The organism is Microcoleus sp. AT9b-C3, from assembly GCF_036705485.1.
Lineage (GTDB): Bacteria > Cyanobacteriota > Cyanobacteriia > Cyanobacteriales > Microcoleaceae > Microcoleus.
Genome location: NZ_JAUBUR010000024.1, coordinates 20,445 through 46,490, shown reverse-complemented (window position 1 = coordinate 46,490; position 26,046 = coordinate 20,445). Strand labels below are relative to the sequence as shown.

Annotated in this window: 23 protein-coding genes and 1 tRNA gene; 17 read left to right on the top strand and 7 right to left on the bottom strand. The window is 45.3% G+C overall.

Annotation, left to right across the window (positions count from 1 at the left end; genetic code table 11):
• Positions 1–136: 136 nt before the first annotated feature.
• Together QUB77_RS20625 and QUB77_RS20620 are read right to left on the bottom strand one after the other, a co-directional pair.
• Positions 137–1,924: an NHLP bacteriocin system secretion protein gene (locus tag QUB77_RS20625; RefSeq protein WP_333179587.1), complete on the bottom strand. Its 1,788-nt coding sequence runs from the start codon at positions 1,922–1,924 to the stop codon at positions 137–139.
• A 765-nt stretch (positions 1,925–2,689) separates the two neighbouring features.
• Complete coding sequence (locus QUB77_RS20620) at positions 2,690–2,839, bottom strand: isochorismate synthase (RefSeq protein WP_333049849.1); 150 nt, start codon at positions 2,837–2,839, stop codon at positions 2,690–2,692.
• A gap of 500 nt (positions 2,840–3,339) precedes the next feature.
• Here QUB77_RS20620 and QUB77_RS20615 point away from each other — a divergent pair, with 500 nt between their 5' ends.
• The 8 genes from QUB77_RS20615 to QUB77_RS20580 all read left to right on the top strand — a co-directional run bounded on the left by QUB77_RS20615 (position 3,340) and on the right by QUB77_RS20580 (position 10,198).
• On the top strand, positions 3,340–4,749 hold the full coding sequence (locus QUB77_RS20615) for a nicotinate phosphoribosyltransferase (RefSeq protein ID WP_333179590.1): 1,410 nt from the start codon (positions 3,340–3,342) through the stop codon (positions 4,747–4,749).
• Positions 4,750–4,839: 90 nt separating this feature from the next.
• Complete coding sequence (locus QUB77_RS20610; RefSeq protein ID WP_333179592.1) at positions 4,840–5,439, top strand: nicotinate-nucleotide adenylyltransferase; 600 nt, start codon at positions 4,840–4,842, stop codon at positions 5,437–5,439.
• Positions 5,400–6,149 (top strand): NrtR DNA-binding winged helix domain-containing protein, encoded by a 750-nt coding sequence (locus QUB77_RS20605; RefSeq protein WP_333179595.1) that lies wholly within the window; start codon positions 5,400–5,402, stop codon positions 6,147–6,149. The genes QUB77_RS20610 and QUB77_RS20605 overlap by 40 nt, the downstream gene beginning before the upstream one ends.
• Positions 6,150–6,219: 70 nt before the next feature.
• A complete protein-coding gene (locus tag QUB77_RS20600) occupies positions 6,220–6,513 on the top strand; it encodes an isochorismate lyase (protein ID WP_333083730.1) in 294 nt (97 codons plus the stop codon).
• An 87-nt stretch (positions 6,514–6,600) separates the two neighbouring features.
• Positions 6,601–8,364 (top strand): NAD+ synthase, encoded by a 1,764-nt coding sequence (locus QUB77_RS20595; RefSeq protein ID WP_333179597.1) that lies wholly within the window; start codon positions 6,601–6,603, stop codon positions 8,362–8,364.
• Positions 8,365–8,383: 19 nt separating this feature from the next.
• A complete protein-coding gene (locus tag QUB77_RS20590) occupies positions 8,384–9,313 on the top strand; it encodes a DUF192 domain-containing protein (protein ID WP_333179599.1) in 930 nt (309 codons plus the stop codon).
• A gap of 171 nt (positions 9,314–9,484) precedes the next feature.
• Entirely contained in the window at positions 9,485–9,817 is a 333-nt protein-coding gene (gene crn3 / locus QUB77_RS20585; protein ID WP_333179602.1) for a CRISPR-associated ring nuclease Crn3/Csx3, read from the top strand.
• 204 nt (positions 9,818–10,021) lie between these two features.
• Positions 10,022–10,198: a GUN4 domain-containing protein gene (locus tag QUB77_RS20580; protein ID WP_333179605.1), complete on the top strand. Its 177-nt coding sequence runs from the start codon at positions 10,022–10,024 to the stop codon at positions 10,196–10,198.
• Positions 10,199–10,633: 435 nt separating this feature from the next.
• On the opposite strand, the gene QUB77_RS20575 is transcribed toward QUB77_RS20580, so the two are convergent.
• Positions 10,634–11,539 carry a LysR substrate-binding domain-containing protein gene (locus tag QUB77_RS20575; RefSeq protein ID WP_333179607.1) on the bottom strand — a complete coding sequence of 302 codons (906 nt, stop codon included), beginning with the start codon at positions 11,537–11,539 and terminating at the stop codon, positions 10,634–10,636.
• A gap of 251 nt (positions 11,540–11,790) precedes the next feature.
• On the opposite strand from QUB77_RS20575, the gene QUB77_RS20570 reads away from it, so the two are divergent.
• From QUB77_RS20570 to QUB77_RS20555, 4 genes are all read left to right on the top strand, one after another.
• Complete coding sequence (locus QUB77_RS20570; RefSeq protein ID WP_333179609.1) at positions 11,791–12,687, top strand: aspartoacylase; 897 nt, start codon at positions 11,791–11,793, stop codon at positions 12,685–12,687.
• 171 nt (positions 12,688–12,858) lie between these two features.
• Positions 12,859–14,553 carry a S8 family peptidase gene (locus QUB77_RS20565; RefSeq protein WP_333179611.1) on the top strand — a complete coding sequence of 565 codons (1,695 nt, stop codon included), beginning with the start codon at positions 12,859–12,861 and terminating at the stop codon, positions 14,551–14,553.
• Positions 14,554–14,704: 151 nt separating this feature from the next.
• Positions 14,705–15,514, top strand: coding sequence for a calcium-binding protein (locus tag QUB77_RS20560; RefSeq protein WP_333179613.1), 810 nt, complete (start codon positions 14,705–14,707; stop codon positions 15,512–15,514).
• A 403-nt stretch (positions 15,515–15,917) separates the two neighbouring features.
• Positions 15,918–16,382 carry a hypothetical protein gene (locus QUB77_RS20555; RefSeq protein ID WP_333179615.1) on the top strand — a complete coding sequence of 155 codons (465 nt, stop codon included), beginning with the start codon at positions 15,918–15,920 and terminating at the stop codon, positions 16,380–16,382.
• A 309-nt stretch (positions 16,383–16,691) separates the two neighbouring features.
• Here QUB77_RS20555 and QUB77_RS20550 read toward each other — a convergent pair whose 3' ends face one another.
• The 3 genes from QUB77_RS20550 to QUB77_RS20540 all read right to left on the bottom strand — a co-directional run bounded on the left by QUB77_RS20550 (position 16,692) and on the right by QUB77_RS20540 (position 21,399).
• On the bottom strand, positions 16,692–20,357 hold the full coding sequence (locus QUB77_RS20550) for a PAS domain S-box protein (protein WP_333180501.1): 3,666 nt from the start codon (positions 20,355–20,357) through the stop codon (positions 16,692–16,694).
• A 397-nt stretch (positions 20,358–20,754) separates the two neighbouring features.
• On the bottom strand, positions 20,755–20,901 hold the full coding sequence (locus QUB77_RS20545; protein WP_333296067.1) for a hypothetical protein: 147 nt from the start codon (positions 20,899–20,901) through the stop codon (positions 20,755–20,757).
• 108 nt (positions 20,902–21,009) lie between these two features.
• Complete coding sequence (locus QUB77_RS20540) at positions 21,010–21,399, bottom strand: AbrB family transcriptional regulator (RefSeq protein ID WP_015179394.1); 390 nt, start codon at positions 21,397–21,399, stop codon at positions 21,010–21,012.
• A 265-nt stretch (positions 21,400–21,664) separates the two neighbouring features.
• On the opposite strand from QUB77_RS20540, the gene QUB77_RS20535 reads away from it, so the two are divergent.
• The 4 genes from QUB77_RS20535 (at position 21,665) to pyrR (ending at position 24,689) form a co-directional block, all read left to right on the top strand.
• Entirely contained in the window at positions 21,665–22,108 is a 444-nt protein-coding gene (locus QUB77_RS20535; protein ID WP_333041193.1) for an Rrf2 family transcriptional regulator, read from the top strand.
• A gap of 37 nt (positions 22,109–22,145) precedes the next feature.
• Positions 22,146–22,547 (top strand): GFA family protein, encoded by a 402-nt coding sequence (locus QUB77_RS20530; protein ID WP_333077294.1) that lies wholly within the window; start codon positions 22,146–22,148, stop codon positions 22,545–22,547.
• Positions 22,548–22,809: 262 nt separating this feature from the next.
• Positions 22,810–23,889 carry an adenosylcobinamide-phosphate synthase CbiB gene (cbiB, locus tag QUB77_RS20525; protein WP_333180500.1) on the top strand — a complete coding sequence of 360 codons (1,080 nt, stop codon included), beginning with the start codon at positions 22,810–22,812 and terminating at the stop codon, positions 23,887–23,889.
• A gap of 266 nt (positions 23,890–24,155) precedes the next feature.
• Positions 24,156–24,689 (top strand): bifunctional pyr operon transcriptional regulator/uracil phosphoribosyltransferase PyrR, encoded by a 534-nt coding sequence (pyrR, locus tag QUB77_RS20520; protein ID WP_333180499.1) that lies wholly within the window; start codon positions 24,156–24,158, stop codon positions 24,687–24,689.
• A gap of 385 nt (positions 24,690–25,074) precedes the next feature.
• On the opposite strand, the gene QUB77_RS20515 is transcribed toward pyrR, so the two are convergent.
• Positions 25,075–25,147, bottom strand: a tRNA-Ile gene (locus tag QUB77_RS20515).
• Positions 25,148–25,335: 188 nt separating this feature from the next.
• Between QUB77_RS20515 and QUB77_RS20510 the strand changes: the two genes are divergently transcribed.
• Positions 25,336–26,025: a hypothetical protein gene (locus tag QUB77_RS20510; RefSeq protein WP_333180498.1), complete on the top strand. Its 690-nt coding sequence runs from the start codon at positions 25,336–25,338 to the stop codon at positions 26,023–26,025.
• Positions 26,026–26,046 lie beyond the last annotated feature (21 nt).

Sequence of the window (26,046 nt, the reverse complement as noted above, 5' to 3'; positions counted from 1 at the left end):
CTGCTCTTGTCCCCCCCTTATTAAGGGGGTTAGGGGGGATAGAGACTTCGATATAAACAAGAGAAACGGTCGGTGTAACGTATTTTTTGTCAGCAATTATCTCTCTCCTAGAACGAAAAAAACTGGCTAATAACGGTTAGTAAACCCCAGTCAAAGAACGAAAAATAGGAATCACGTAAGAAATCGGCGCTAACTGCCCGATTTGAACCCGAACTAGCGCCGTAGTACCGGGGGAAATCTTGAGAGGAGGCCCGTTCGAGGAAGACCATTTGTAACCGCTGATAGTGTTCGGATCTTGTTGCAATTCGACAAAAACTTGCACGGGAGCACCGCCGCCAGCGATGCTTTTTGCGATGCTGTCAGCCAAATTTTCATTGCCGATAATTGCCGACATATCTTGATTAGTAACCGGAAAAGGAGAAACTTGGGTTACTTTGCCGACAATCCCGCCGTAGCGTTCCCGCTTGACGACGCTAGGGGTAACTTGTACAGTCATTCCCGGTTTAATTTGCTTGCCGTCTCTGTCAGCAAAATAGACAAGACTGACCATTTTTTCGCGAGAATTCTCAGATTCAACTGTCCCGATTCTTGTACCGATGTTCAGCATTTGACCTGCAACGGCGCTAACTTCTAAAACGCGGCCGTCGTATTGGCTGGTAATTTTGCTGTCGGCCGTCAACTGATTCTGCAAGTGGGCAATCTTGCGTTTAACTTCCTGAATTTGATTTGTTTGGGCGAGCGATTTTTCTAAGTCTTGTTGAGCTAGTTTTACAGCTTGGGTTTCTATGTCTTTAATCTTAGTTTTTATTTCGTCAATTTTGTTGAGGTTTTGCAGATAATCTCGTTCGGCGTTACTTTTCTGAACTTTAAGTTCTTGGAGGTTGTTTTTAATTTCGTTAAGGCGGTTGAGATTTTGCAGGTACTCTCGTTCAGTATTGGTAGCTTCTACCTTGAGTTGCTGCCGGGTGTTTTTGATGTCGTCAATTTTATTGAGATTTTGCAGGAATTCGCGATCGCTATTGGTTTTCTGAACGTCGAGTTCCTTTAACTGCGTTTCAATATCCGCCAGTTGCATCTGAGAGTCCGCGAATTCCTGTCTCGCTTGCAGCATTACATCCTCGCCGATCGCCCTCTCTTGTTCGTAAAGAACGCGGCGAGTTTCAAACCGCTGCTGTAAAGTTTCTACCAAAGAAGTGATGTGCTGTTTTCGCTGCAAAAGACTGTCGCGTTTTTTGGCGATCGCCGCCAGAGTTTGCTGCCGCAATATCGGCGCAACTTGTTCTCGCCGCAAACTTTCTTCCAAACTTTGGCGTTTTTCTGCTAAGGCTGTCAGAGTTTGCTGCCGCAGTACCGGGGCAATTTGTTCGCGGCGCAAACTTTCTTCTAAACTTTGGCGCTTTTGCTCTAATGCCGCCATACTTTGCTGGTGCAATATCGGCGCCACTGACTCCCTATTCAAGCTTTCTTCAAGGTCTTTTTGCTGCTGTTCGAGGGTTTTTAATTCCAGCGCCATCTGCTGTTTTTGCAGCTTATTAGTATCTTGCTTTTGTCCTTGCAGTTGGGCTAATTTCGCTTTTTCTTGCTCTAGCTGCTGCTGGAGGTCGAGTTTATTAATTCTGCCGATTTCTTGACCCCGTTTAACAACATCTCCCGGCTTGATATTCAGCTTTACTAATTGACCGGAACTAGCAGCTTGAAATTGCACGACGCGGCGGGGCTGAAGCAACACGCCTTGACCGGAAACAGTCAGCGGAATTCGCCCGATCGCACTCCAAACGCCGGCAGCCGCCACTAAACAGCCAATTGCAGTTAGTGGCAGCCACGCTCGAGGACTAACAACCTGCATCATTTCGTCGAGACGTTCCGGTGAAGATAAGCGATCGATCGCTTCGGTAGTGAAAATTTTGTTTTGTTTTACCTGCATCAGCTAGTCCTTTCGAGAGTGCGATCGCGCTGTCCGCAGGGGTGTATTTGAAGGGGAAATTCCTTGCAAGTCAATTGAGGCACAAACAATTTCCCAACAAATATTCAAAGCTTCCGTGCAATTACTTGAATCTTCTCACTCCTGTTTGCAGCTTGCCTGTAAAATCACTTTACGACAATTAACCCTCGTAAGACCTAACTAACAGTAGAGTTTTCAGCTAACAAAAAGACCAGCTTGCAGCTAGTCTTGAGACGGGGGAATGACCCGAACTTTCGGCTAGGTATCGCCCGCAGCCAGTGTCTACACATTGTAACCAGTTAAGTTAAAAACTCTTTTGTCAATGAGCAGAATTACTCTAAGGTATCGAAGTAGCAACTTAAAATCTGCTGCAAGGATTGCTATATAGTTTGATTTTTGATAAGATTACTGAACCAACCATAGTGCAACATAAGGTTCTAGTTTTGCTGGGTGTTTCTCTAATTTATACGCAGTAAACCGGGAGCAAAAATCTTTATTCCAAAAGCTTACTCTACACTGAATATGCCTTTTGTCAATTGGGGAAGCTCAGTGTAATTGGTGATTGGTAATTGTATGTTGGGTAGAACGAAGAGAAACCCCACCTACAATTACTATTAACAGTCAAAGTCAAAAGTCAGCAGTCAGCAGTCAGCAGTCAAAAGTTAACAGTCAACAGTTAATTGTTAACCGTTGACTGTTAAACTAAATGCCTGTGCCGAACTCGCTAGAAACTGCCGGAATGGCTGTTCATTCTCTCGATTTAGAACTTTTAGAAAGCTTACCCTCAAAAGGTTGAACTCCACTATTTGGATAGTTGTCATCGCTGGGGCTAAAAATCCGCACCGCTGCTTCCGAGACGTAACGCATCGCGTTTGCCAAAGATTTAGAAAGATTCATAGAATCTGCCTCTCTTGTCTGGGTTCTGATACTTTTAATATTACTCTGATTTTTTGGCTGTGGATGAGTTTAGCAATATTTATTTGAATTACTTATTGGTCTGCAACATTGAAGCAAGCTGAAGGTTTAAGAAATTACGCATTGTTGGACGATCGACCTTTTGCTGGTAGATTTTTCCTTGCTCAACTCAATCAGTGGGGATCGCAATCCCGACGCTCAGAAACCCGGTTTTCTACATCTTTCCAAGGGCTGGAACCAAATATGTTCGTAAAAAATCGGGAACGCTTGAGTGTTTGTACTTAATTCCTGAGTTTGTTAAATTAAGTATTTATATTGATTTTACCATAATATTAATGTATAAATTAACCTAAATCCCCTATTCAAGGGCATAATCAGCGAATTTATCCGACAAATATTTGTAATCTTTATCAAAGATTTACAAAAAGATATGGTGTTTGTCACTATAATTAAAAAAAAGAAGTTTGTCCGGGGTTTTTCTTATGGAAACTGCGACAGAAAGCCTGCAGCTCACAGGTTTTGAAGAAATCTTAGAAGACCGGGAACTAACGGTTTCTTCAGCAGATTACAGCCTTTTGACCGATCTCTACCAGCTAACGATGGCCGCTTGTTATGTCGGGGAAGGGCTCGACGGGCGGGCCGCGAGTTTTGAATTATTCGCGCGCAGGCTGCCAGAGGGTTTTGGCTACGCGATCGCGATGGGTTTGGCTCAAGTTATCGATTATTTGGAGAAATTTCGGTTTTCGCCGGCGCAAATTGAGGCTTTGCAGTCCACGGGCATTTTTGCTGGTGCCCCGGAGCGATTTTGGACTTTACTCGCGACAGCCCGCTTTACTGGCGATGTTTGGGCGGTGCCGGAGGGGACGGCGGTGTTTGCCAACGAGCCTCTGCTGCGAATTGAGGCTCCTCTGTGGCAGGCTCAGTTAGTGGAAACTTATTTGTTGAATGCGATAAATTATCAAACTTTGATTGCGACGCGGGCAGCCAGACTGCGCGATGTGGCGGGCCCGGAGGCTAAGTTGCTTGAATTCGGGACGCGCAGGGCTTTTGGGCCTCAAGCTGCTGTGTGGGCTGCTAGGGCGGCCCTGGCTGCGGGGTTCGATGGAACTTCTAATGTTTTGGCTGCTTTGAAGTTGGGCCGCAAGCCTGTCGGTACGATCGCCCATGCTTTGGTAATGGCTGTGGCTGCCCTCGAAGGCAGCGAGAATCAGGCGTTTGCAGCTTTTCACCGCTATTTTCCGGGGGCGCCACTGCTGATCGATACTTATGATACTGTGGCGGCGGCGCGGATGTTGGCCGATCGAGTCAACAGCGGTGAAATGCAGTTGGAAGGCGTGCGGCTGGATTCGGGCGATTTGGCGGTGCTGTCTCGCGAAGTTCGATCGATCCTTCCGGGCGTTCCAATTTTTGCTAGCGGCGATTTGGACGATCGAGAAATTGCTAAATTAAAAAGTAGCGGTGCTTGCATTGACGGTTACGGTTTGGGAACCAAGTTGGTCAGCGGTTCCCCTGTCAACGGTGTTTATAAATTGGTGGAAATTGACGGAATTCCGGTGATGAAAGAGGCAAGCGGCAAGGTAACATATCCAGGAAGAAAGCAAATTTTTAGACATATTGAAAATGGGGAAATTCTCGGAGATTGTTTGGGATTGTCGGGAGAAACTATTCACAATTGCGATTCTTACTTACCATTAATGGAGTTGGTTGTCAAGGACGGCAAACGAGTGCAGAAGCCGGAAAGTTTGGACGATATCGCCAAACGCACTGCTGCTTCTGTCGCCAATCTTCGACCCGAAACTCGCCAACTTGACAACCCGATTTCGCCGTCGGTGGAAATTTCTACAGATTTGCAGAGTCTTACCCAAAAAACCAAAAGAGTCAACCGATTTTAGATTTTAGATTTTAGATTTTAGATTGAAGTCAGTAGTCAACAGTCAACAGTCAACAGTCAACAGTCAACAGTCAACAATTACCGATTCCCTATGCAGAAAATTGCTCTTTTTGGAACCAGTGCCGATCCACCCACAGCAGGACACAAAACAATTCTTAGTTGGCTTTCCCAACATTTTGATTGGGTAGCAGTTTGGGCGTCGGACAATCCTTTTAAGTCGCACCAAACTTCTCTAGAACACCGATCGGCAATGCTGCTGTTAATGATTCAAGAAATTAATTCGCCCAGACACAATCTTTGCTTGCATCCAGAACTCAGCAGTCCGAGGACGGTGGAAACTGTGGAACAAGCAAGATTGCTGTGGCCGAATGCAGATTTGACGCTGGTAATAGGTTCCGACTTGGTGGGGCAACTGTCTCGCTGGTACAAATTTGAACAATTGTTAAAACAAGTGGATTTGCTGATAGTACCGCGACCGGGTTATCCGTCAGAACAATTAGATTTGTGGCAGTTGAGGCGCCTGGGTGCAGACGTGGCGATCGCATCTTTGAGTGCTCCCAATGTTTCTTCTACTTCCTATCGGGAAACAGGAGACAGGGAAGCTCTGACTCCGACCATCGAAGATTACATCCATAGGGAGCATTTGTACGCATGGCACGAGGCACAAAAAAGAGCGAGGGTTGCTCATTAGCTGACTTTAAAGTAGGAGTAGATAATGTTATTTTTTCCGTCGATACCCTGCAGAACCGCTTGTTGGTGCTGTTGGTAATGCGGCAAGACGAACCGTTTATCGATTCTTGGAGTCTTCCCGGTACTTTGGTGCGTCAGGGCGAGTCTCTTGAAAATGCGGCTTACCGGATTTTGTCTGAGAAAATTCGGGTAAAAAATTTGTATTTGGAGCAATTGTATACTTTCGGAGAACCGGGGCGCGATCCTCGGGAAGTTACCAGGGGCGATCGTTATCTTTCGGTTAGTTATTTTGCTTTGGTACGCTTTGAGGAAGCTGAGTTAATTGCTGGGAGTGTAGTCGCGGGTGTCGGGCACCGTGTCGGCGGTATTGCTTGGTATCCCGTGCAACAAGTTCCTAAGCTGGCCTTCGATCACAATCAAATTCTCGAATACGGATATCGGCGACTGCGTAACAAACTTGAATACAGCCCGGTAGCTTTTGAAGTTTTGCCGGAACTTTTTACTTTGAGCGATTTGTATCAACTTTATACAACTATTTTGGGGGAAAATTTTTCTGATTATTCTAATTTTAGAGCTCGATTGTTGAAATTGGGTTTTTTGTGCGATACCGGTGTTAAGGTTTCGCGCGGGGCGGGCCGCCCTGCTAGTTTGTACCGCTTTGATGCGGCCGCTTTTGCTCCTTTCAAAAATAAGCCGCTGGTGTTTATCTAGCTGTTCCTTGGATGACATTCTGGGATCAATTTAGTAACATTAGAATAGAAGCTATTAAGGAGTGCAGACGATGAAAGACCCTGATGAATGCGCTAATATTCACGAAGTTCGGGAGGAAATTGATATTATCGATCGAGAAGTGATCGAGGCTTTGAGCAAGAGATTTCAATACGTCATCGCGGCAGCAAGGTTCAAAACGAGTGAAGCTAGTGTTCGATCGTTCGATCGCTTTCACGATATGTTACAGCAGCGGCGCGAGTGGGCTCAAGAATCGGGTTTGAATCCTGATGTGGTTGAAAATATTTACCGGGATTTGGTAAATTATTATATTGAGGAAGAGTTGAAACATTACAAATCTGAGTAATTTTTCGCTACCTTCAAATCTAAGACTATAGGAAAGTGAGTCCGCGCGGGCGGATTGTTAGCAATATTTATTAGGTGATTTGGTGAGATGAAAATTGCGATCGCACAACTAAATCCTACTATTGGTGATATCTTTGGCAACTCCAACCTGATTCTGGAGGCTGCGAAACAAGCTGAGGTGGAGGGCGCCAACTTATTGCTAACACCGGAACTTTCCCTGATCGGTTATCCGCCGCGCGATTTGTTAATTAATCCGAGTTTCATTGCAGATGCAGGTGCACAGTTGCAGCAACTGGCGCCAGCTTTGCCACCGGAGTTGGCCGTCATAGTAGGCACTGCCTTACCTAATGCTAATGCTGTTAAACTCGGCGGAAAATCATTGTTTAATAGTGCTGTTTTGTTGAAAAATGGCGCTGTCAAAACAGTTTTTCATAAACGCTTGTTGCCTACTTATGATGTATTTGATGAAGATAGATATTTTGAACCGGGAGAAAACAGCAATTACTTTTCTATTGGCGAAGTCAAAATCGGCGTGACAATTTGCGAAGATTTGTGGAACAATGAGGAGTTTTGGGGTAAACGCAGTTACGCGGGCGATCCTGTTTCCGATCTGGCAAAATTGGGCGTAGATTTAGTAGTGAATTTGTCGGCATCGCCTTACTGTGCGGGGAAGCGGGGAGTGCGATCGGCGATGTTGCAGCACAGCGTCATCCGCTGCGCGATACCGATTATTTACGCTAATCAGGTAGGGGGAAATGACGATATTATTTTTGACGGCAGCAGTTTTGCTGTGAATCGAAAGGGTGATTTGATTCAGGTATTAGCTTCTTTTGAAACGGATTTTGCGGTGCTGGAATATGACGCCGCTAAACACGATTTAGTTGGCAGCAATCAGCCAAGTGCAGAAGGAAGTCAGGCTGCGCCGTTGAGTTTTCATCCGGCAGAAGGAGATGCAGAAATTTGGGCTGCTTTGGTTTTGGGAGTGCAAGATTATGTCCGCAAGTGCGGTTTTTCTAAGGTTGTACTCGGTTTGAGCGGCGGGATAGATTCGGCTTTAGTGGCGGCGATCGCCAGTAGCGCGATCGGGCCAGAAAATGTTCTAGGGGTGCTGATGCCTTCTCCTTATAGTTCGGATCATTCGGTTAATGATGCTTTGGAATTAGCCCGAAATCTGGGCATGGCGATCGAACTATTGCCGATCGGCGATTTGATGAAAACTTACGATCGCACTCTCGCCGATTTGTTTATCAATACAACTTTCGGGATTGCTGAGGAAAATATTCAATCGCGGATTCGAGGCAATCTGTTGATGGCAATTTCTAATAAGTTCGGACATTTGCTGCTTTCGACTGGGAATAAGTCGGAAATGGCGGTGGGTTACTGCACTCTCTACGGCGATATGAATGGGGGATTGGCGGTGATTTCCGATGTGCCGAAAACTCGCGTTTATTCGCTTTGTAGGTGGCTGAATTCTGGCGGATATGTAGGGGCGGTGCCCCCGTGCCCGCCCTCTCCGTACCCACACCCGTACCCGCCCCTAGCAAAGGAAATTATTCCGGTTAATATTATTACTAAGCCGCCGAGTGCTGAACTGAAACCGGGACAAGTTGACCAAGATTCTTTGCCGGATTACGATGTTTTGGATGACATCTTGCAGCGGTTGATAGAACATCACGAATCTGCCCAACAAATTGTGGCGGCAGGACACGATGAAGCGGTGGTTAAACGTGTAGTAAAATTAGTGAGGCAAGCGGAGTTTAAACGGCGGCAAGCAGCCCCTGGTTTGAAAATTAGCGATCGAGCTTTTGGTACCGGTTGGCGGATGCCGATCGCCAAATCTTCCTTCTATTAAACGCATCATTAAACGCAAAATGGTTAACATCGACGGTACTTTCGGCTTCGATTTTCTGCTGGGAACTCTCAGCAACGATACGATTAGAGGATTTGCGGGTAATGATACTGTTCAAGGTTTGGGGGGAAATGACCGAATTTTTGGCGATCGGGAAAATGATTTGCTAGCAGGAAATGAAGGCGCTGATACGCTGTCTGGCGGTCAGGGAAGCGATACAATCTATGGAGGAGAAGACTCCGATTGGATTTTTGGCGATCGGGGTAACGATTTGCTAATAGGCGGCGAAGGCGGCGATATCTTGACAGGAGGGGCAGGCGATGATTTATTTGTGATGGAAAAAACCGCCGCCGCATCTACTATTACTGAAGCCGATATAATTACAGATTTTGGCAACGGCAATGATAAAATTGTCTTGACAGAAGGCATGAAGTTTAGCGATTTAGAGCTTTCTGTTTCCGACAACCAAACTATTATGAAAGATAAAAATTCTGGCAATTATTTAGGAGTTGTTTCGGGAAATTATAATCTGACTGAATCCAACTTTATTTCCCTGTTTGGCGGACTAGATAAGGGTCAGCTTTTGCCAATTTCGGTTAACACGATTATAGCCGATCGCGCGATCGGACTGGAAGTGGCGCAAACTCCCCAAGAACAAGCCACAGGTTTAATGTTTCGCACAGAATTGCCAGATGACAGGGGAATGCTTTTTCCCATCGAACCCGCGCGAAACGTGCGTTTTTGGATGAAAAACGTGTTTATTGAGCTCGATATGGTTTTTCTGCGGGAAGGCGTAGTGCAAGCAATAATTCCTAACGTACCGCCGTGTTTGAGCGAAACCTGCCCCAACTACGGCCCGGATGTTCCCGTTGACGGAGTTATTGAACTCAGAGGCGGAAGGGCAGCCCAATTGGGACTCAAAGTTGGCGATCGGATTCCCAATTTACCCTAAAAAGGTAGATGATATCATGTCTGTTTGATTCGGACTTGTATGATGTTAAATTTTGTAGGGGCGGGTTCACCAACAATAATTGCCCATAATCTACAATATAATAAACCCGCCCCCACCCATACTACCGGACATGATATGATTTTATCGCAGCCTTCAACATTTGTGCCTCCAATGAATCCTATTGAATTAAAAATAATTCCCCATCAAACTCAAGACGGTTTAGCTTACCAACATTTGCGCTTGCGAATTACAACTCAAGACGGTATCATCACGCCCGATGATTTACCAGGTTTGAAACTTCCTCAAGACGTTCAATTGAGTCAAGGAATTGTTATTGAAGGTAGAGGAGCAATTTGGCTGTACGGGTATTTAGTACACGAATGTCATCCTGCGGCTTGGGTGGGATGTTACGATCCGCGATTAGAAGGTGCCGTGGTAGTAGCGACGCACAAGCACGAGGTATCTGTTGGACAGGTATTAAAATTGAGTTTACCAAGCGATTAAGACTCTCCGTAGCGGGTGTAGCGCCTTTGGTTTTGAATGCCAATCCGACTCTTACTCCGGCTCAAATTGAGTATATCTTGACGACAACAGCCAAACCAAATGGGATAATAGCCTAGAAAGAATAGGCAGCAACTCTTCAGAAATATTAGTCGATCGCCATACACCCGCGCAAATCTGTTTTGTCCGAACCTCCGCGCGGATGGGATGTGGATGCAATCCAGCAATGGCAAATATGGATTGACTTCGCAGTTAGAAATTTGGCAGACAGTCGGCGGTTCTCGTTGTCGAACTTGTGAAGGTCAAATTCAAAATTTTAGCAAGCAAGTAGGATGGAACAGGATCTCGCAAGTAATCCCTATACAAGACGAGTTTCCAGGCTAGTATCCAACAGTTGCTGCCTGAAGTTGGCAAAGTTATGTTGACCGCGATAAAAGCATAACTAGGTACAGTCTTTTTGCTGGCGCGCAGATAGAGAAACCGCCACATAGGTTAGGACATAAATAATGTCATGAATACATCATCAAACCCTTTAGCATAAACGGTTTGATGCTCGTACTATGTAACTGTCAACTGCTATATGAAAAGCGTGGAGAGTTACAAAATTTAACCTGTTTTCTACTTTCGCCAATTGCGGCAAGTAACAGTTAATACAGCATATTCCAGGTTCATGAACTACAGTAGCAGCTATATTGTGTGGTGTTAATCTGAAGGGTGCGTATCTGCGAGATATTGGATAAAACTTGCAGATAGTTGATGGCCACGCACCTTACTTGCTGGACTTTTCAAAGCTTTTTACCTAGGCCTGTTTCTCACAAATCATTTAGGATTGCTATAAATTGAGATGGGTTTAATAATATTGAGGAATTGCTGCAAAATGGTGGACGAATGATTAGGCCGCCAAACAGCAGTTAATTGAGTGGTTGTCGTTTGTTCCTGAATCTGACGATAGACCACTCCTTCGCGTTGAAGATTCTGTACGTGAGATGGCAGAATGCTGATACCTGTTTCGCCTGCGACTAATCCCAAAATTGTGACCATAAAGACGGCTGTTTGAGCAACTTTAGGAACAAACCCTGCTTGCGAACATACATGGTAAATTTCCTCAGATAAGCCAGCCACAATCTGATGAAGGGGCATTACAAATTCTTGATCCTTTAGGTCGGAAAGCGAAATTTTGGATTGGGCTGTAAGCGGATGGTTTTTGGGTAAAACGACGACAAGTGGTTCTTGCGTGAGAGACATTGTTTCTAAATCATTGGCTTCAGAAATATCGTGGTAGAGATAGAGAAAAATGATATCAGTCTGGCGATCGCGCAACCTCTGAATTAGGAAAGCACTATGTTCTTCCTGCAAAATCAGTTTTACCTCTGGATATCGCTGTCGAAAAGTTCGCAGCATCTCTGGAAAGATACCATTCGCGATCGAACTGGGAAAACCCACCGTCAAATAACCCAATTCACCCTGATGAATGCGCTGGGTTTTATGTACCGCTTGTTCTAACTGTACCAAAGTTGCGCGAGCTTCTTCTAAAAACGCCTGTCCTGCTGGGGTTAGCTGAATCGGGTGACTTTTGCGATCGAATAGCTTCACACCCAGTTCAGCCTCTAAATCTTTAATTTGTTGACTTAGGGGCGGTTGGGCAATGTGCAATCGCTTTGCCGCGCGACTAAAGCTCAGTTCGTCTGCCACTGCAATGAAGTAACGAAGATGGCGAAGTTCCATAGGTTATACGATTTTAGATTTTAGTTTTGAGAATGGAACGATTGGGAATGAATGACTACTATCATGTTTTGGAGCACGGGCCTACAGTTACATTCTCTTTTGTAACGGGGATCAAATACTATATTTTTTAAGTATATTGTTATATAAAAAAAAGTCTTTGACATATAGCAATAAGTTTTTTATCTTGAAAGTAATGGTTATAAATTTCGGCAATAAATACCTATGTAAGTATTGCTTAATGAGGATTATTCATGATTTTGCAAGTAATTCGACGAGTTGCAGTTGTGGGAGGAACCCACGGAAACGAGTTGACTGGGGTTTATCTGATTAAGAAGTTTCAACAATTCCCCGACTTACTGAAACGATCGAGCTTTGAGGTGGTTACTCTATTAGCTAATCCTCAAGCGGTAAAGTCCAATCGGCGTTATGTCGATCGCGATTTGAACCGTTGCTTTGCCGAGGAAGATTTGTCTAACCCAGATTTGATGGGTTACGAGAACAGACGTGCTAAGGAAATCTCCGCCCAACTATGTCCGAAAGACGAACATGGGGCTGATGCGATCGTTGACCTTCACAGCACAACGGCCAACATGGGGCTGACAATTTTACCATCTAGCAAACATCCATTCAATTTGCAATTATTAGCTTATTTGAGTGAGATCGAGCCCTCACTGCGAGTTTGTTTCGGAGAGCATTCTGGTGAGGATGCCCCAATGCTTCGATCGCTGTCTGCTTTCGGTGGCACCATAGAAGTTGGGCCCATCGCCCAGGGAGTCATTAACGCCCGTCAGCTTCAGCAAACCGAAATACTGGTTCACGCCATTCTGGATTATTTCGACGCACAAAATCGGGGAAAGCCGCTTGCTATACCATCATATTTAACTGTATATCAGGCGATCGGCTCGGTAGACTATCCCAGAAACTCAGAAGGTGAACTGCAAGCTGCGATCCATCCCCAACTTCAGTTCAAAGACTATGAACCCTTACATCCCGGTGAACCGATGTTTCTCACATTTACGGGAGAATCACTCCCCTATCAAGGAGAATCTACTGTTTTCCCTGTATTCATTAACGAAGCTGCCTATTACGAAAAACACATAGCGATGGTTTTGACGCAAAAACAACAGCTTCAGCTTGAAACGGCATAACTTCCCGAAAAATATGACTTTTATGAAATTAGGGTTATAACTTTTATGAACTCAAGAAATGAATTTATGAATTGACTTATCATCTCGCATCGCGAATAATCTTAATTAATTTAAAATCCAGCATTGTCTCCCCTAAACACCAGTGAATCTCAAATTATCAGGAGTGAATTTATGGAAAGTACGCTCGGTATATTTGCAATCGATCGCGAACAGCAGCTCACAGCAGCATTAACAACCTTTGGTCACAGCGGTCAGCTTAATTTTTTCACTGCATCCCGTCAATTTAAGGGTAGCATCCCTAGCAACGGCTTTGACACTGATAATTTGACAGGGATGGCGATCGGCGAACAAGGACAAATAGCAGATTTTCTAGTATCCCCCAAAAGCGAGAGCCTCAGTTACTCAGCCAACAATCAAGTCGCTAGCGGTACATCTGCTTCTCAACCAAAATCGAACTCAGATGCGATCGCTGTCGGCACAGATCCCCTCACAGGAACGAGAACGGCTAATCAGTTGAATTTATCAGACCCAGACAACTCCTTAGCCACTGCACGTAATATTGGTGTTGCTGATAACAATCGCCTCACCTTCAATGATTTTGTCGGAGTTGACGATAACCAGGATTATTACCGCTTTACTATTAACAACAATAGCGATTTAAGCTTGCGTATCGATGTTTTGAATGGGGCAGGAATCGAGTTGATTCAAGATACCAATCGCAACGGTGAGGCGGATTATGATGAACTTCTTGGCAGCGATTATGCCTCAGCAGGTGCATCCGGCGAGATAAATTTCTTCAACCTGACTCCTGGAGATTACTATGTCGCAGTTTATAGTTACTTTGACTATAAGAATTACAACCTGAATCTGGCTGCAACGCCTGCTACTGGTTTTAACAGCAATTACGGATACGGTTTAGTGGATGCAAATGCAGCAGTAGCCCGCACTTTTAACAGTCCAGTTAATTTCCCAGAAGTTCCTAATTTGGGCGGGAATGATTGGGCAAGAGACATGGTAAATGCGCCGGAAGTGTGGCAGGGGGGAATTACCGGAAATGGGATTGTTGTAGCTGTCGTCGATACCGGCGTTGACTACACCCATCTCGATTTAGATGCCAATATTTGGCAGAATGCGGATGAGATTCCCAATAACCGAATTGACGACGATCGCAATGGATATGTAGATGATATCCGGGGTTGGGATTTTGCGTCTGGTGATAACAACCCGATGGACGAGAAGTTTTTAAGAAATGGTCAGCTTTTCGGTCACGGGACTCACGTAGCAGGTGCGATCGCGGCCGAACGCAATGGTTTTCAAATCACAGGAGTTGCCCCCAATTCCAAGATTATGCCTGTGAGAGTTTTGCCGACAGTTGGTTTCGGTAATCCGATTAATGTTGCTGCTGGAATTCGCTATGCTGCTGATAATGGAGCTAATGTAATTAACTATAGTGCGGGCGGCTGGTTTCCTAGCAGGGAAATTGATGACGCAATTAATTATGCCACTAACAAAGGAGTTGTTGTCGTCATGGCTGCAGGAAATGATGGTTTTAGCGAACCAGGTTATCCAGCTAGATATGCCGATCGCTTCGGAATTGCTGTGGGAGGAATTGATATAAATGGCAGGATGGATCAATTATTTAACCGTGCAGGTTCCCAACCTTTGGATTACGTAGTTGCACCGGGAGTAGATATCTTTTCTACAACTCCCGATAACACCTACAAAACCTACAGCGGCACCTCGATGGCAGCCCCTCACGTAGCGGGTGTAGCGGCTTTACTTTTGAATGCCAATCCGAATCTAACTCCGGCTCAGGTTGAGCAAATTTTGACTGCAACAGCCAATCCAAACTGGGTAATTGTCTAGAAACTACCCGTACAGAAACATCCCTGTAATTACTCGCAAAACTTTCTCGCAATCTGTGCTTTAAAAAATAAAACTTATTTTTTTGCATAAAAGTCGGAAGCTTTGCCTGAGTAGAAAAATAAATCGAGACATCGCAAGGAGAAACGAACTTATGACTTTACGAACAGATCCATCAGGAATACCCCGCTTAATTGGCGAAGACAAATCCGAATTAGTTGATTTATACGATGTTAATTCCCAATTTGGAGAAGTAACTAACTTCCCTTCAGGAATTTGGATGCTCGCAGGTAACGATACAGTTCGCGGATCTTTAGCTAATGATTTGGTATTTGGTAATGACGGGGAAGATAGTTTCAGAGGGGATGAGGGAGATGATTCTTTATTTGGAGGAAGAGGGAAAGACTTTTTGCAAGGAAATGAGGGAAATAACTATTTAAGTGGGGGTCAAGATGCAGATTGGATTATAGATAACGGAGACGACGATATTTTATTGGGCGGTAGAGGCAATGACATTCTCTACAGCGGTTACGGCAATGACACTCTGATTGGAGGTTTGGGTCGAGACTTCTTATCAGGTGTAGTTTCTAGCATCGGGGGAAATCTCCCTAAATGGACGGGAAGAACTTTATACGTTCTCCAACCTGAACCCGGAGTTACTGATATCAATCAAGCCGATCTGATTAACTATTTCAGATTGGGTTCCGATCGGATTGGATTAGCAAGTGGTTTGACACCTAACGATGTAGTTTTGCAAGAGTTGACCAATACAACTATTTTTATACAGTTTGATGTGGCAGAAGATGTGAAAATCTTGATGACGCCATCGGAGTTAAATCCTCCACCGCAAGTGCTTTCAGGGACTCTCATCAAACTCAGGAATACCGGAGATTTCCTAGGTTTTGTTCCAGGTATAACGCCCGATAGACTCCAAAACAGCATCATCTCGGTTCAGGAATTATAAGTTAAAGCAATTTTTGCCCGTGGTGGCAATTAGCATTATATGGCGGGGTGTCCCAACCCGATTTGGTATTATGTAGGGTGTACAGTGCACACCTTACCGCTGTTGCCAATTGAAAACCCCGATCTTATACTAATTCTAAAAAATCATGCAACAGTAGCTGTAGGGTGCATACAGTCTTTCAGGAAACAAACCAAAAACTCATAACAGTTGCATGATTTTGGAGAATTGGTATTAAATTATGGCAAGTTACAGAACTGTGTTGTTTTTAAACAGTCTAACTTTAGTGCTAGTTGGGCTAGTGACGGGGTGTCTGAGTTTATTTGGCTCTTCGGTAAAAGGGTTATTTTTGCCTCCTTGCTCTGCCACGTATCCGGGTGCAGGTTTCTTTTTTTTAGCGTTTCAAATGTTATTTTATTTATCGGTAATGGTGTGCGCTTTTACCTTTGGATTGCTGAGAATTATTCAACCAGACCGCCCAGAAAATCGATTTATTCTATATTCGGCACTGTTTGCAGGTTGCTTTCTGTTCAATGAAGTTTTTCGCACCCACGTTCATCTTGGACGTGCGGGTTTCCCGAAAGTGACAATTGTCATATTTTACGCCGTGCTGGCAATTGCATACGGATTAGCTTTTCGGAGACAAATTCGCTCGACTCCCTATGCTTTACTGCTGAGTGGCGTTGGTTTGTTATTTGTTGCCTTTTTTGCAGAAGCGCTGCCTTTAAAAAACGAGATTGTTTCGAGCTTGCTGGAGGGAATACCGAAGCTGTTGAGCGGAATTAATATTGCACTTTATTTTTGGTTTTTGTGTCAGGGTTTGATAGTGCGATCGCTCAATTTTTCTAACAAGATATCACATCCCGAATGAATTAATATGAAGATTTGCCGTTGGGTGGGGGCGGGTTTTTGAGATTGTCTGTTTTTGGGAAATATTGTTGGTAAAACCCGCCCCTACCTGATTTCGGGCGAAGCGAAGCGGAGGGAATCGACTGGACATGATATTATTAGGAGCAAATCAAGCATGATAATTATCTAGTGTATTGAGAATCTGAGCGAGGATTTTATGCCATCTCAGGACTATTGTCCCAGCAGCTAAAACAACTGTTCTGGGAGCATCTATGCAGAACAGCTACTTTATAGATAAGGTGAGTTTCGGCGCACCAGAAAGCTCAGCAACCTACGGCTCAATTTCATCAATCAAATCGAGTATTTTTTGATAATCAAAATTATATAAATGATTCATCAGAACTTCCGCAAAAACATCATTATCGCTGCCGATTTCCTCAATACTTGTGGCAATTAAGTCGAAGTCAGCCTCACGGACTGCCTGTTTTAGATTGCTCGTCCATTCTGGGGGAACTTTCGGCTTGGAGTCCAGCGTAAATATTGAAGCACTATGAGATATTTTTTCTTGTACCATACTTGAACTTTGCGATAAATCATTGACTTCAACATATTTATTGAGGGCTTCACCAGCACCCGCTGCGGTAACAACTTGAATGTCAAACTTGAAGACTGTCCCGTGTCCCACTTCGCTCTCGACAGTAATGTCGCCCCCCATTAATCTTATGAACTCGCGGCTGATGTTTAATCCTAAACCCGTACCTGTTTGAACTTTCTTTTCTGATGAAGTTTGCACCAATAATTCAAATATGCTTTCTAAGTTTTCCGGGGGAATCCCAACTCCTGTATCGGCTATTTTAAAGCATATAAAAACTATTTCTTGATGTCCCTCAATATTTAAATAATCGTTATTTGTAGGATTAATTATTCCTGATTCATTTTGCCATACTGTGATTGAAACTGAACCAATCTGGGTGAATTTAACCGCATTATCTAAGAGATTAATCAGCACTTGTCGCAACTTGACATCATCAGTTTGCACGTATTGGGGAACATCGGGAGAGCAGTCAATAATTAATTGCAATCCTTTATTTGTCGCCGGAATCTGAAACATATTTTGCACGTCCCCCAGCAAGCGGTACAAGTCACAAAGTTTGGCGTTGAGTTTCATGCGCCCAGCTTCAATTTTAGATAAGTCTAAGACTTGATTGATCACTTGAAGCAGGTGCTCTCCGCTGCGGCGAATAATTTTGATATTTTCTTTTTCCGGCAAAGTTAAATTAGCGCTTGGTTCCATTAATTGAGCGAAGCCGAGAATGGCGTTGAGGGGGGTTCGCAATTCGTGGCTCATGTTGGCGAGAAAAAGGCTTTTAGTTTTGTTGGCAGCTTCTGCGGCTTCTTTGGCTTGTTGGAGTTCTTGTTCTGCTTGTTTGCGATCGCTCGTATCAATGATTATGCCGTGCCAGACAATATCTCCATTCTCGCGCAATTCGGGTCGAGAATAACCTTGGAGCCATTTGAGTTTTCCCGATGCTGTCACAATCCGCCACTCGTGGGAAAATGGTTCTAGATCAGTGGCACTTTTGACAAGTGCCTCGAAGTAACTGGAGCGATCGTCCGGGTGTATTTGTTCGTAGAATAAAGCAGAGTTGTTCTGGATTTCCTCCGGCTCTAATTCTTGAATTTCTCGGCACAGAGGACTGATATATTTCATCTTGACTGAGCCGTCGGGATGCTGCACGAATATGTAAAGTTCTCCGGGAACAGTGTTCGCTAATTTGTGAAAGAGAGCTTCGCTTTTTTGCAACGCTAACTGTGCTTGTTTGCGATCGCCAATATCAATCCCAAATCCAAACAAGAAATCCAGACTGCCACCTTCGTCGAGCACTGGTGTGCCGTACCACTCGACTAACAAAGTCCGATCGTCCGAAGTGAGAATGCGATGTTCGTTAACCGTTTGCTCCCGCGCTGTTACGCCCGTAAAAATCGAATGTAATCCGGCTCGATCGCTTGGGGGTACAAATGTAGCTAAGTAATCTTTGCCTGCAACTTCTGCGGCAGTATAGCCCACAGCTTCCAGCATACAGTTATTCGCCAGCAGGATTTTACCCGCAGAGTCGATCGCCACAAAAAAAATCGGAGAATTTTCGATAATCTTTAAGTTAAAGTCGCGCTCTTGACGGATAATTTTTTCAGCTTGCTTGCGCTCCTCAATTTCGAGCTGCAAGCGGGCATTGATCGAGGCTAGCTCGATCGTGCGATCGACTACTTCAATCTCTAGGGTACGGTTGTAGTCAGCCAATATTTGCTCTGCGTGTTTGCGAGCTGTAATATCTTTAAAAACAGTAAGAACATAAAGGATATTCCCCGCACCGTCAAACACCGGCAGCGCTCGCACTTGCAAACGAATATTTTTCCCGTCTCGGCGAATTTCCATATCTTCAACAATCACCTCCAAGCCACTCAACGCGCGCACAAACGGCATTTGCTCAACCGGGTACAGTTGATTAGTGCCTGCTATATAAATTTGATAAGCTTCTGCTAGCTCTTGTGCGGTGGCATCGGGCATTTCTCCCCTGCCCAATATTTGCTCTCCCGCCGAATTCATGAAAATAACTGCGCCTCCCGGAGTCATCGCCGAGACTCCAACAGGCAAATTTTCTACCAGTTGGGCAAATTTTTCTTCACTTTCTGCCAAAGCTTGAAAAGACTGTTTCAGTTGAGCTGCCATCTCGTTGAAAGACTCGGCTAATTCGCCGACTTCCTCAAGCCTACTGACACTAACAGCGCGATCGAACTTTCTGGCGGCGATATCTTTAGCTGCTTCGTTAAGTCGCCGCAGCGGCAGCGTTACCCACCTCGCTGTCAGCACTCCAGCAATTGTCGATAGCAGCAGCGCCCCCCAACAAAGTAAAATTGTAGTCTGGGTATTTCTGTTAATTTCCCCCATGAAATCGGATTCGGGAACTGCGATCGCAATCAGCCAGTTCAAACCGTAAACATCAGAAAACGGCAGCACTTCCACAAAATATTCCTGCCCGTCGCGGCTAAATTTCAGTTGCTGCCGCTGCTTAATGTCGCCAAAGCCCCCGAAGTTTTCGTACAAATATTTAGCTGCAGTGCGAATGACAGGAGTTTGGCTGTCTAAAATATTCACTCGCTGCAGTTGCGGCTTCCCAGACATCTTTCTAAAGGCTGATTCTTGACTTGAACTGGCAACCAGCAAGCCCGATCGTTCGATCGCGAAAATTTGTCCCGTTTTGCTAAGCTTGATGCGATGGAGATATTGCTCAAGCCCCGAGAGCGAAAAGTCTACGGCACTAACTCCCAGCAATTTACCATTTCGATCGCGAATTGGTTGGCTGGCAGCAATAAAAACAGTCCCAGGAGTAAAACCCGGATAAATGCTCGTCCAAATCGGTTTATTAGCTGCGACAGCTTCCTTGTACCAGGGGCGGAGACGGGCATCGTAGGTTCTGGGTTCTGTCTTTAATTTAGCGGTGCGAGTGCCGTTGCCGTCTGTAGCGTAGTAAATGCTGTGAAAGTTGCTAGACTTGTTCGCCGCGACAATTTGCAAGCTGTTATGCGTGGGGTGGCGCCAAATGCCGAGATATTCTCCTGATTTTGCAGCACCGAAGGATATCCATTGAATGTTTTTAAAAGATCGCATTTGCTGCCAGAGGAACTTTTCTCCCCGAGGCTGTGGCTTTTCTAACTGTAAGTTTAATTCACCGCGCTCGATCGCTTCAGCGTTAAGTTGATTTACCCACTGGGTATGTTCGAGAAAAGAAATCAGCTTTTCTTCAACTCTCTTCCCCGTCTCCGCCAGCAATTTCTCGGCGAGCTCTTCGACTGCTTTGTCTCCGTTGCGAAATGACAGATACCCGACAATCCCCACTGCTGCGACGATTTGCAGCACAAAAGAGGCCACTAGAAGGCGACGCAGGGAGATTTTTGTTTGGTGTTGAGAAGTTTTACTCGCAAATCGGGGCAACGGCATAGGCTGATGACTAATTGCTCCCTAACACTTTAACTGTTCCAGCCTGTAATTTCACTGAGGGGCGATCGAGGTGTTTCCTTGCCCTCAAAACACCTCCCACACAGACACATAAAATTTTAGATTTTAGATTTTAGGTTAAATAATTGGGAATGAATGATCGAGCTCGTGCTTTCGAGCTGCGCTACAGTTGGATTCTTTTTTTCAACTCGTTTGACGCACTGTTAGCTGAGAATACCTGTGCCATTTTCTTGCTTTGGTGGGTTTCCTAGCTCAACCAAACCTAATTCTTCCTTCAAACCTCTTAGGTTCATCAATTACATCCGTTAAATCCCGTACACAATTGGTGGCAGAACATCCATCCATTACATCAATTACATCCGTTAAATCCCGTACACAATCAGCGGCAGAACTTCTCTTTAACAGCTACGCGGAAAATCCCCCGCTTGTCCACACGGATATAGCGAGGGGCGAGAATAGGTATTCTCGGAAAATATAAAGTAGTGGCAGTGGCTTTTGTCCAGCCATTGCCATCTATAGAAGCCATAGTGTTTTAGGCTCACAGAAAGATTTCAGAGCCAATTCTCTGCTTGCAGTCAATGCTTGAAGTCAAACCAACCTGTTCAAGCAAAAAGTCAAAGCAAGTCGTAAAAGCCTAGGATTCTTCTTCTTCTCGATCAATTTGGCGCAGGTGAATGTGCTTGCGTCCCAGAGAGATTTCAAATTCATCTCCTGGCTGGAGTTCCATCTGTTTGGTGTAGGCAGCTCCAATCAGTAAGTTGCCGTTAGATTGAACGCTAATCCGATAGCTGGCAGAGCGTCCGCCGCGTCCATTGCCGTTTTGCTTCCCGTCTAGCTGAATGCCTTCTGCATCAATCAGCGCATTCAGGAATTTCATCATGTTGACCCGTTCTACGCCGTTCTTGGTAACGGTGTAGTAGCCACAGGCTCTAGCTTTTTCTTCCTTGGTAAGGTTCTCTAGGTCTTTGACCTTTTTGATCAGATCTTCGCCTTCAAGGGGTTCGATATTTTTCTTTTTAGCCATTTACTGAGTCCTGAAATATTCAACTGGTGTACGGATTTTTTCTCGGTTGGTTTTTGGTTTGACCAAGAAACTTTAGCTTTATAGCTGGTCGTAAAACCATATTACACCGATCGGCTCAATTGTTAACCACTATTATCTAAATATTTTTAACAACCTGCAGTCTTTCTTGAGGAGTAGCTGCAGCCGGTGCGAGCAATCTCTAAACTCGGTAGCATAAGCTATCAGCTATCAGCTAGCTGAATATTTGCCCCGCTCTTAAAATCCCATGAAGTTAACCACACGCGGCCACTACAGTGTCAAAGCATTACTGGATCTAAGTTTGCAACCTCGCTATGGCCCGACATCGGTGAAATCGATAGCGAAGCGACAGGAGTTACCTGCTCCGTATCTAGAAAAATTGCTGATTGAAATGCGACGAGCCGGTTTAGTCCAATCTGTTCGGGGTTCCCAAGGAGGATATCAATTAGCCCGCATGCCCGCTCAAATCTCTTTAGGACAAATCTTAGAGGCTGTAGGTGAAACTATTGAACCTTTACCTCGACATTTTCCCGACGCGACGCAAGCAGAGGACTGGGTAACATTCAGTTTGTGGAACCGATTGCACAAAAAACTTGCCGAAGCGCTGTACAGTATTTCCCTCGAAGACTTATACTATGATGTCCGCAGTTGGCAAGCGGCTCTTGGGGAAGAAACTAGCTTTATCATTTAAATGGTAAGTTCATTCATTCGATCGCCAGCAATCACACATGGACGCAACACTTGTTACTTACTTTGGCGGCTGTCACTGCGGAGCTGTCCGCTTCCGTGTCGCCGTTGACAAACACGAAGCATCAGATTGCAACTGCTCTATCTGCAAAAAGAAGGGATTTTTGCACCTCATTGTGCCGCCGGAACGTTTTACCTTGCTCAGTGGCCAAGATGTTTTGACCACCTATACATTTAATACAGGAACTGCTCAACATACTTTCTGCGGAATTTGCGGCATTCACTCGTTCTATCGCCCCCGATCGCATCCCGATCAATTCGATGTCAACGTCCGCTGTCTTGACGGCGATGCCATCAAACACTTTGAAATTCTACCCTTTGACGGTGTTAATTGGGAGGAGAACGTACACTTGCTCCGCGACGAAAGTAATCTCAGCAGTTAAAATTGCTGCTAAAAAATTAAAGTCGCCAAAGGTAGCAGCAGTTAAAACCTGCGCTACCATTGCGATCGCTCCTGCTCTGACAATCAAGGAAGATGCTTCGGTGTCCCCGGATTCATCCGTGAAGCGAGAAAAAAGCTCCTCGCTCCCCATCGCCAGCCCCCGGATTGCTCGGTGGGGTCGCTTTCTTCAATTCTTTAATCTAAAATCTAAAATCTAAAATCTAAAATCGATTGATGGACTATCAAGTTTGACAAAATATATAATGATGCCGCATGAATTTCCTGTTTTGATTTTAGCTGCGGTGTTGGATTATTCGATCGGCGATCCTTGGGGTTGGCCACATCCCGTGCAGGCGATGGGTTGGGCGATCGACCGCTATACTCGACTTGTCTTTAATATATGGAATAATCCCGCAGGCAAAATGCCTGAAGCAGCGGATCGTCCCGCTGGCGACCGGCACAAACTGCTGCTACGATGTGCTGGTACAATACTAGCGATCGGGCTGATTGTAGGCAGTTATACTGTCAGTTGGTCGATCGTCCAAGCTGCTAGTTGGGTGCATCCTCTTTTAGGTATTGCCATACAGACCATTTTGCTGGCAAGCTGTTTTGCAGGTCGCAGTTTGAGGGCGGCTGCAGAGGACGTGCTAGCACCTTTAAATGTTGGAGATTTAGTCAAGGCGCGAGAAAGGTTGAGCCTTTACGTCGGCCGGGATACCGAAAACTTATCCGAGCCAGAAATTCTGCGAGCATTGTTAGAAACTGTAACAGAGAATGCAGTCGATGGTGTGACAGCACCGCTATTTTATGCCTTACTTGGGTTCGCTCTGCCGCATCTATTATTAAGTGTTACCGGTTCGCCGATCGATCCTAACTCGATGTGGGCGAGTGCTATAGTCTCCTTGGCGATCGCTTACAAAGCAGCCAGCACATTAGATTCTACGATCGGCTACAAAGAAGCGCCATACACTGATTTAGGATGGTTTAGCGCCAAACTAGAAGACGTGCTGACGTGGATTCCTTGCCGGCTAACAGTGATTACTTTAGCCGTTATATCTGGCAAACCGATTTACATTTGGCAGATTTGTCAGAGAGATGCTGTTAAAGATGCCAGTCCCAATTCCGGTTGGAGCGAGTGCGTTTACGCGGCCATCTTGGGAGTGCAACTAGGAGGTACCAATTCCTATCGTGGAGTTATCAAACACAAACCGCTGTTAGGCGAGCCGGTTCACCCTATCACAGCGCCGCTAATTTGCCAAGCATTGCAATTAACTCGGTATTGCTTTCTGATTTGGTTGGGACTATCATTGCTTTTTTATACCTTATTAGGTTTGAGCCACTAACTTATGACCTCACTAGAACAGTCCAGGAGGCATAAATAACTTATTTCTGTGATTGTTCGCCCGCTTGCAAGCAATCGCAGCATCTGCTTTTCCTCCGTTCTGGGTAAGTCGTGCAGAAGACAGAGATCCCCCACCGACAGCAGCAAAAAAAGTTTTGACCTTTGTTCAAACCCCCAGATTCATCTGTCACGTCAATCTCAAATCTCAAATCTCAAATCTCAAATTGTTCGATATGCCAACAGCCAACAATTAGCTCGCAGCAACCCATGACTAAAATTATCGAAATTTTATCCCCTGATGAAGTGAGGCGCACTCTCACCCGCGTCGCTTCCCAGATTGTCGAAAAATCAGGGAATCCCTCGGAGTTAGTGCTGTTGGGCATTCATAGTAGAGGAGTGCCTTTAGCTCAAATTTTGGCCGATCAAATTGAAGTTCTCGAACAAGTCAAAGTACCCGTGGGCGCTTTGGATATTACCTTTTACCGAGATGACTTGGATCGAGTTGCGATGCGGACACCGGCTAAAACAGAAATTCCTTTCGATTTGACGGGCAAAACTGTGGTGTTGGTAGATGACGTTATATATAAAGGCAGAACGAGTCGAGCGGCTTTGAATGCGGTAAATGATTACGGGCGGCCGGAGAAAATTTGGTTGGCGGTATTAGTCGATCGCGGCCACCGAGAAGTCCCGATTCAGCCGGATTTTACGGGTAAAAAGTTGCCGACTGCAAAGGAAGAACAAGTTAAGGTTTACGTTCAAGAGATCGACGGGCGCGACGGAGTGGAGTTAATTAAGGGTTGATAAGTAGAAGGAAGAAGGAAGAAGGAAGAAGGAAGAACGAAGAACGAAGAAGGAAGAAGACTTACACAGCAAGCTTGAGCGCGATCCGTATTTTTCGTTTAATTAGGTGGATCTACTTATCGTTTCCGTTGGCATCGGAATCATAATTTTCTGAGGTCGCAAGTGCGATGGACGCGCGCGGAGCCAAGATATCTCTGCAAGGAGTCGATCAATCGAATGTCTAGTTTGCCGCGATCGCACTTGCGACCTCAGAAACCGGGTTTCTACGTATATTTATCGTTACTCAACGTAAAAATTCGGAGAAACCCGGTTTCTCGCCTCCCATGCGTCGAGGGAAGAAACCCGGTTTTGGGTTCACGGGGGGAGCGTCGTGATTGATTTTAAATCGGCAGTGCAGGAGTTGAACCTGCCTGGGGCGAATTATGAGTTCGCTGCCTAAACCGCTCGGCCAACTGCCGTTAAATCGATTTCTTCGATCTAACTCAAAATGAATTATAACATAATTTCTCAGTCCGTGCTAGAACTAGAGAACAAAAATCAAAATCTTTAGATCTGCTGAGTCCCGATCGCCTGTTAGCCAATGTTAGGCAAGCCGATCGACCGGACAAAGCAGTTTCTAGGACTCGGCATAAACTTCTTATAGGCAATGGCAGTGAATTCGACGGTAGTGCTGACTCTAATTCTGCTGGCTCTGATGTTTGGAGCAGGCGTGACGAGTTCTGTTTGGGGATTTACTATAGGTCGCGAAGCCTTGCAAGGAACGACTCAACCCGATGTTCGTCCCAGCAACAATGCGGGCAGCGGCAAGCCTGGAACGACGGCTAGCAAAGACCAAGTGAGCATTTTGAAAGAAAAAGACATTCTCACAACCGTCAAAGCACGGGTAGAAGGTCGCGATCCAGAAAAAACGGCCGGGGCAAATACTAAAACAGAGAAGGCAAGCTCTAAACCAGCCGCAGCCAAAAAACCCGCTGCACAAAATGCCAGGGCCAAGTTTCCCCTGAACAGTCGAGACGGAGGAATAACCCTGGAAGTGAGCGCGGCCAGTCAGCGCAACAATTCCATGCTGCTAGACGTGAGCATGAAAAATGAAGGATCGCAAGCTGTGAGGTTTCTCTACAGTTTCTTGAACGTCACTGACGATCGCGGCCGGGCCCTGAGCGCGACTGCCGAGGATTTACCGTCGGAACTCCCCCCCAACGGGCAGGTGTTTTACGGTACGGTGAGTATTCCCACAGCTTTGCTGGAAAATGCTAAAGAAGTTTCACTGACGCTGACAGATTATCCAGGTCAAAAACTTCAGTTGCAAATATCTGGCATTCCAGTGGCGAAGTAAAATAAAAGAAGACCAAACCTG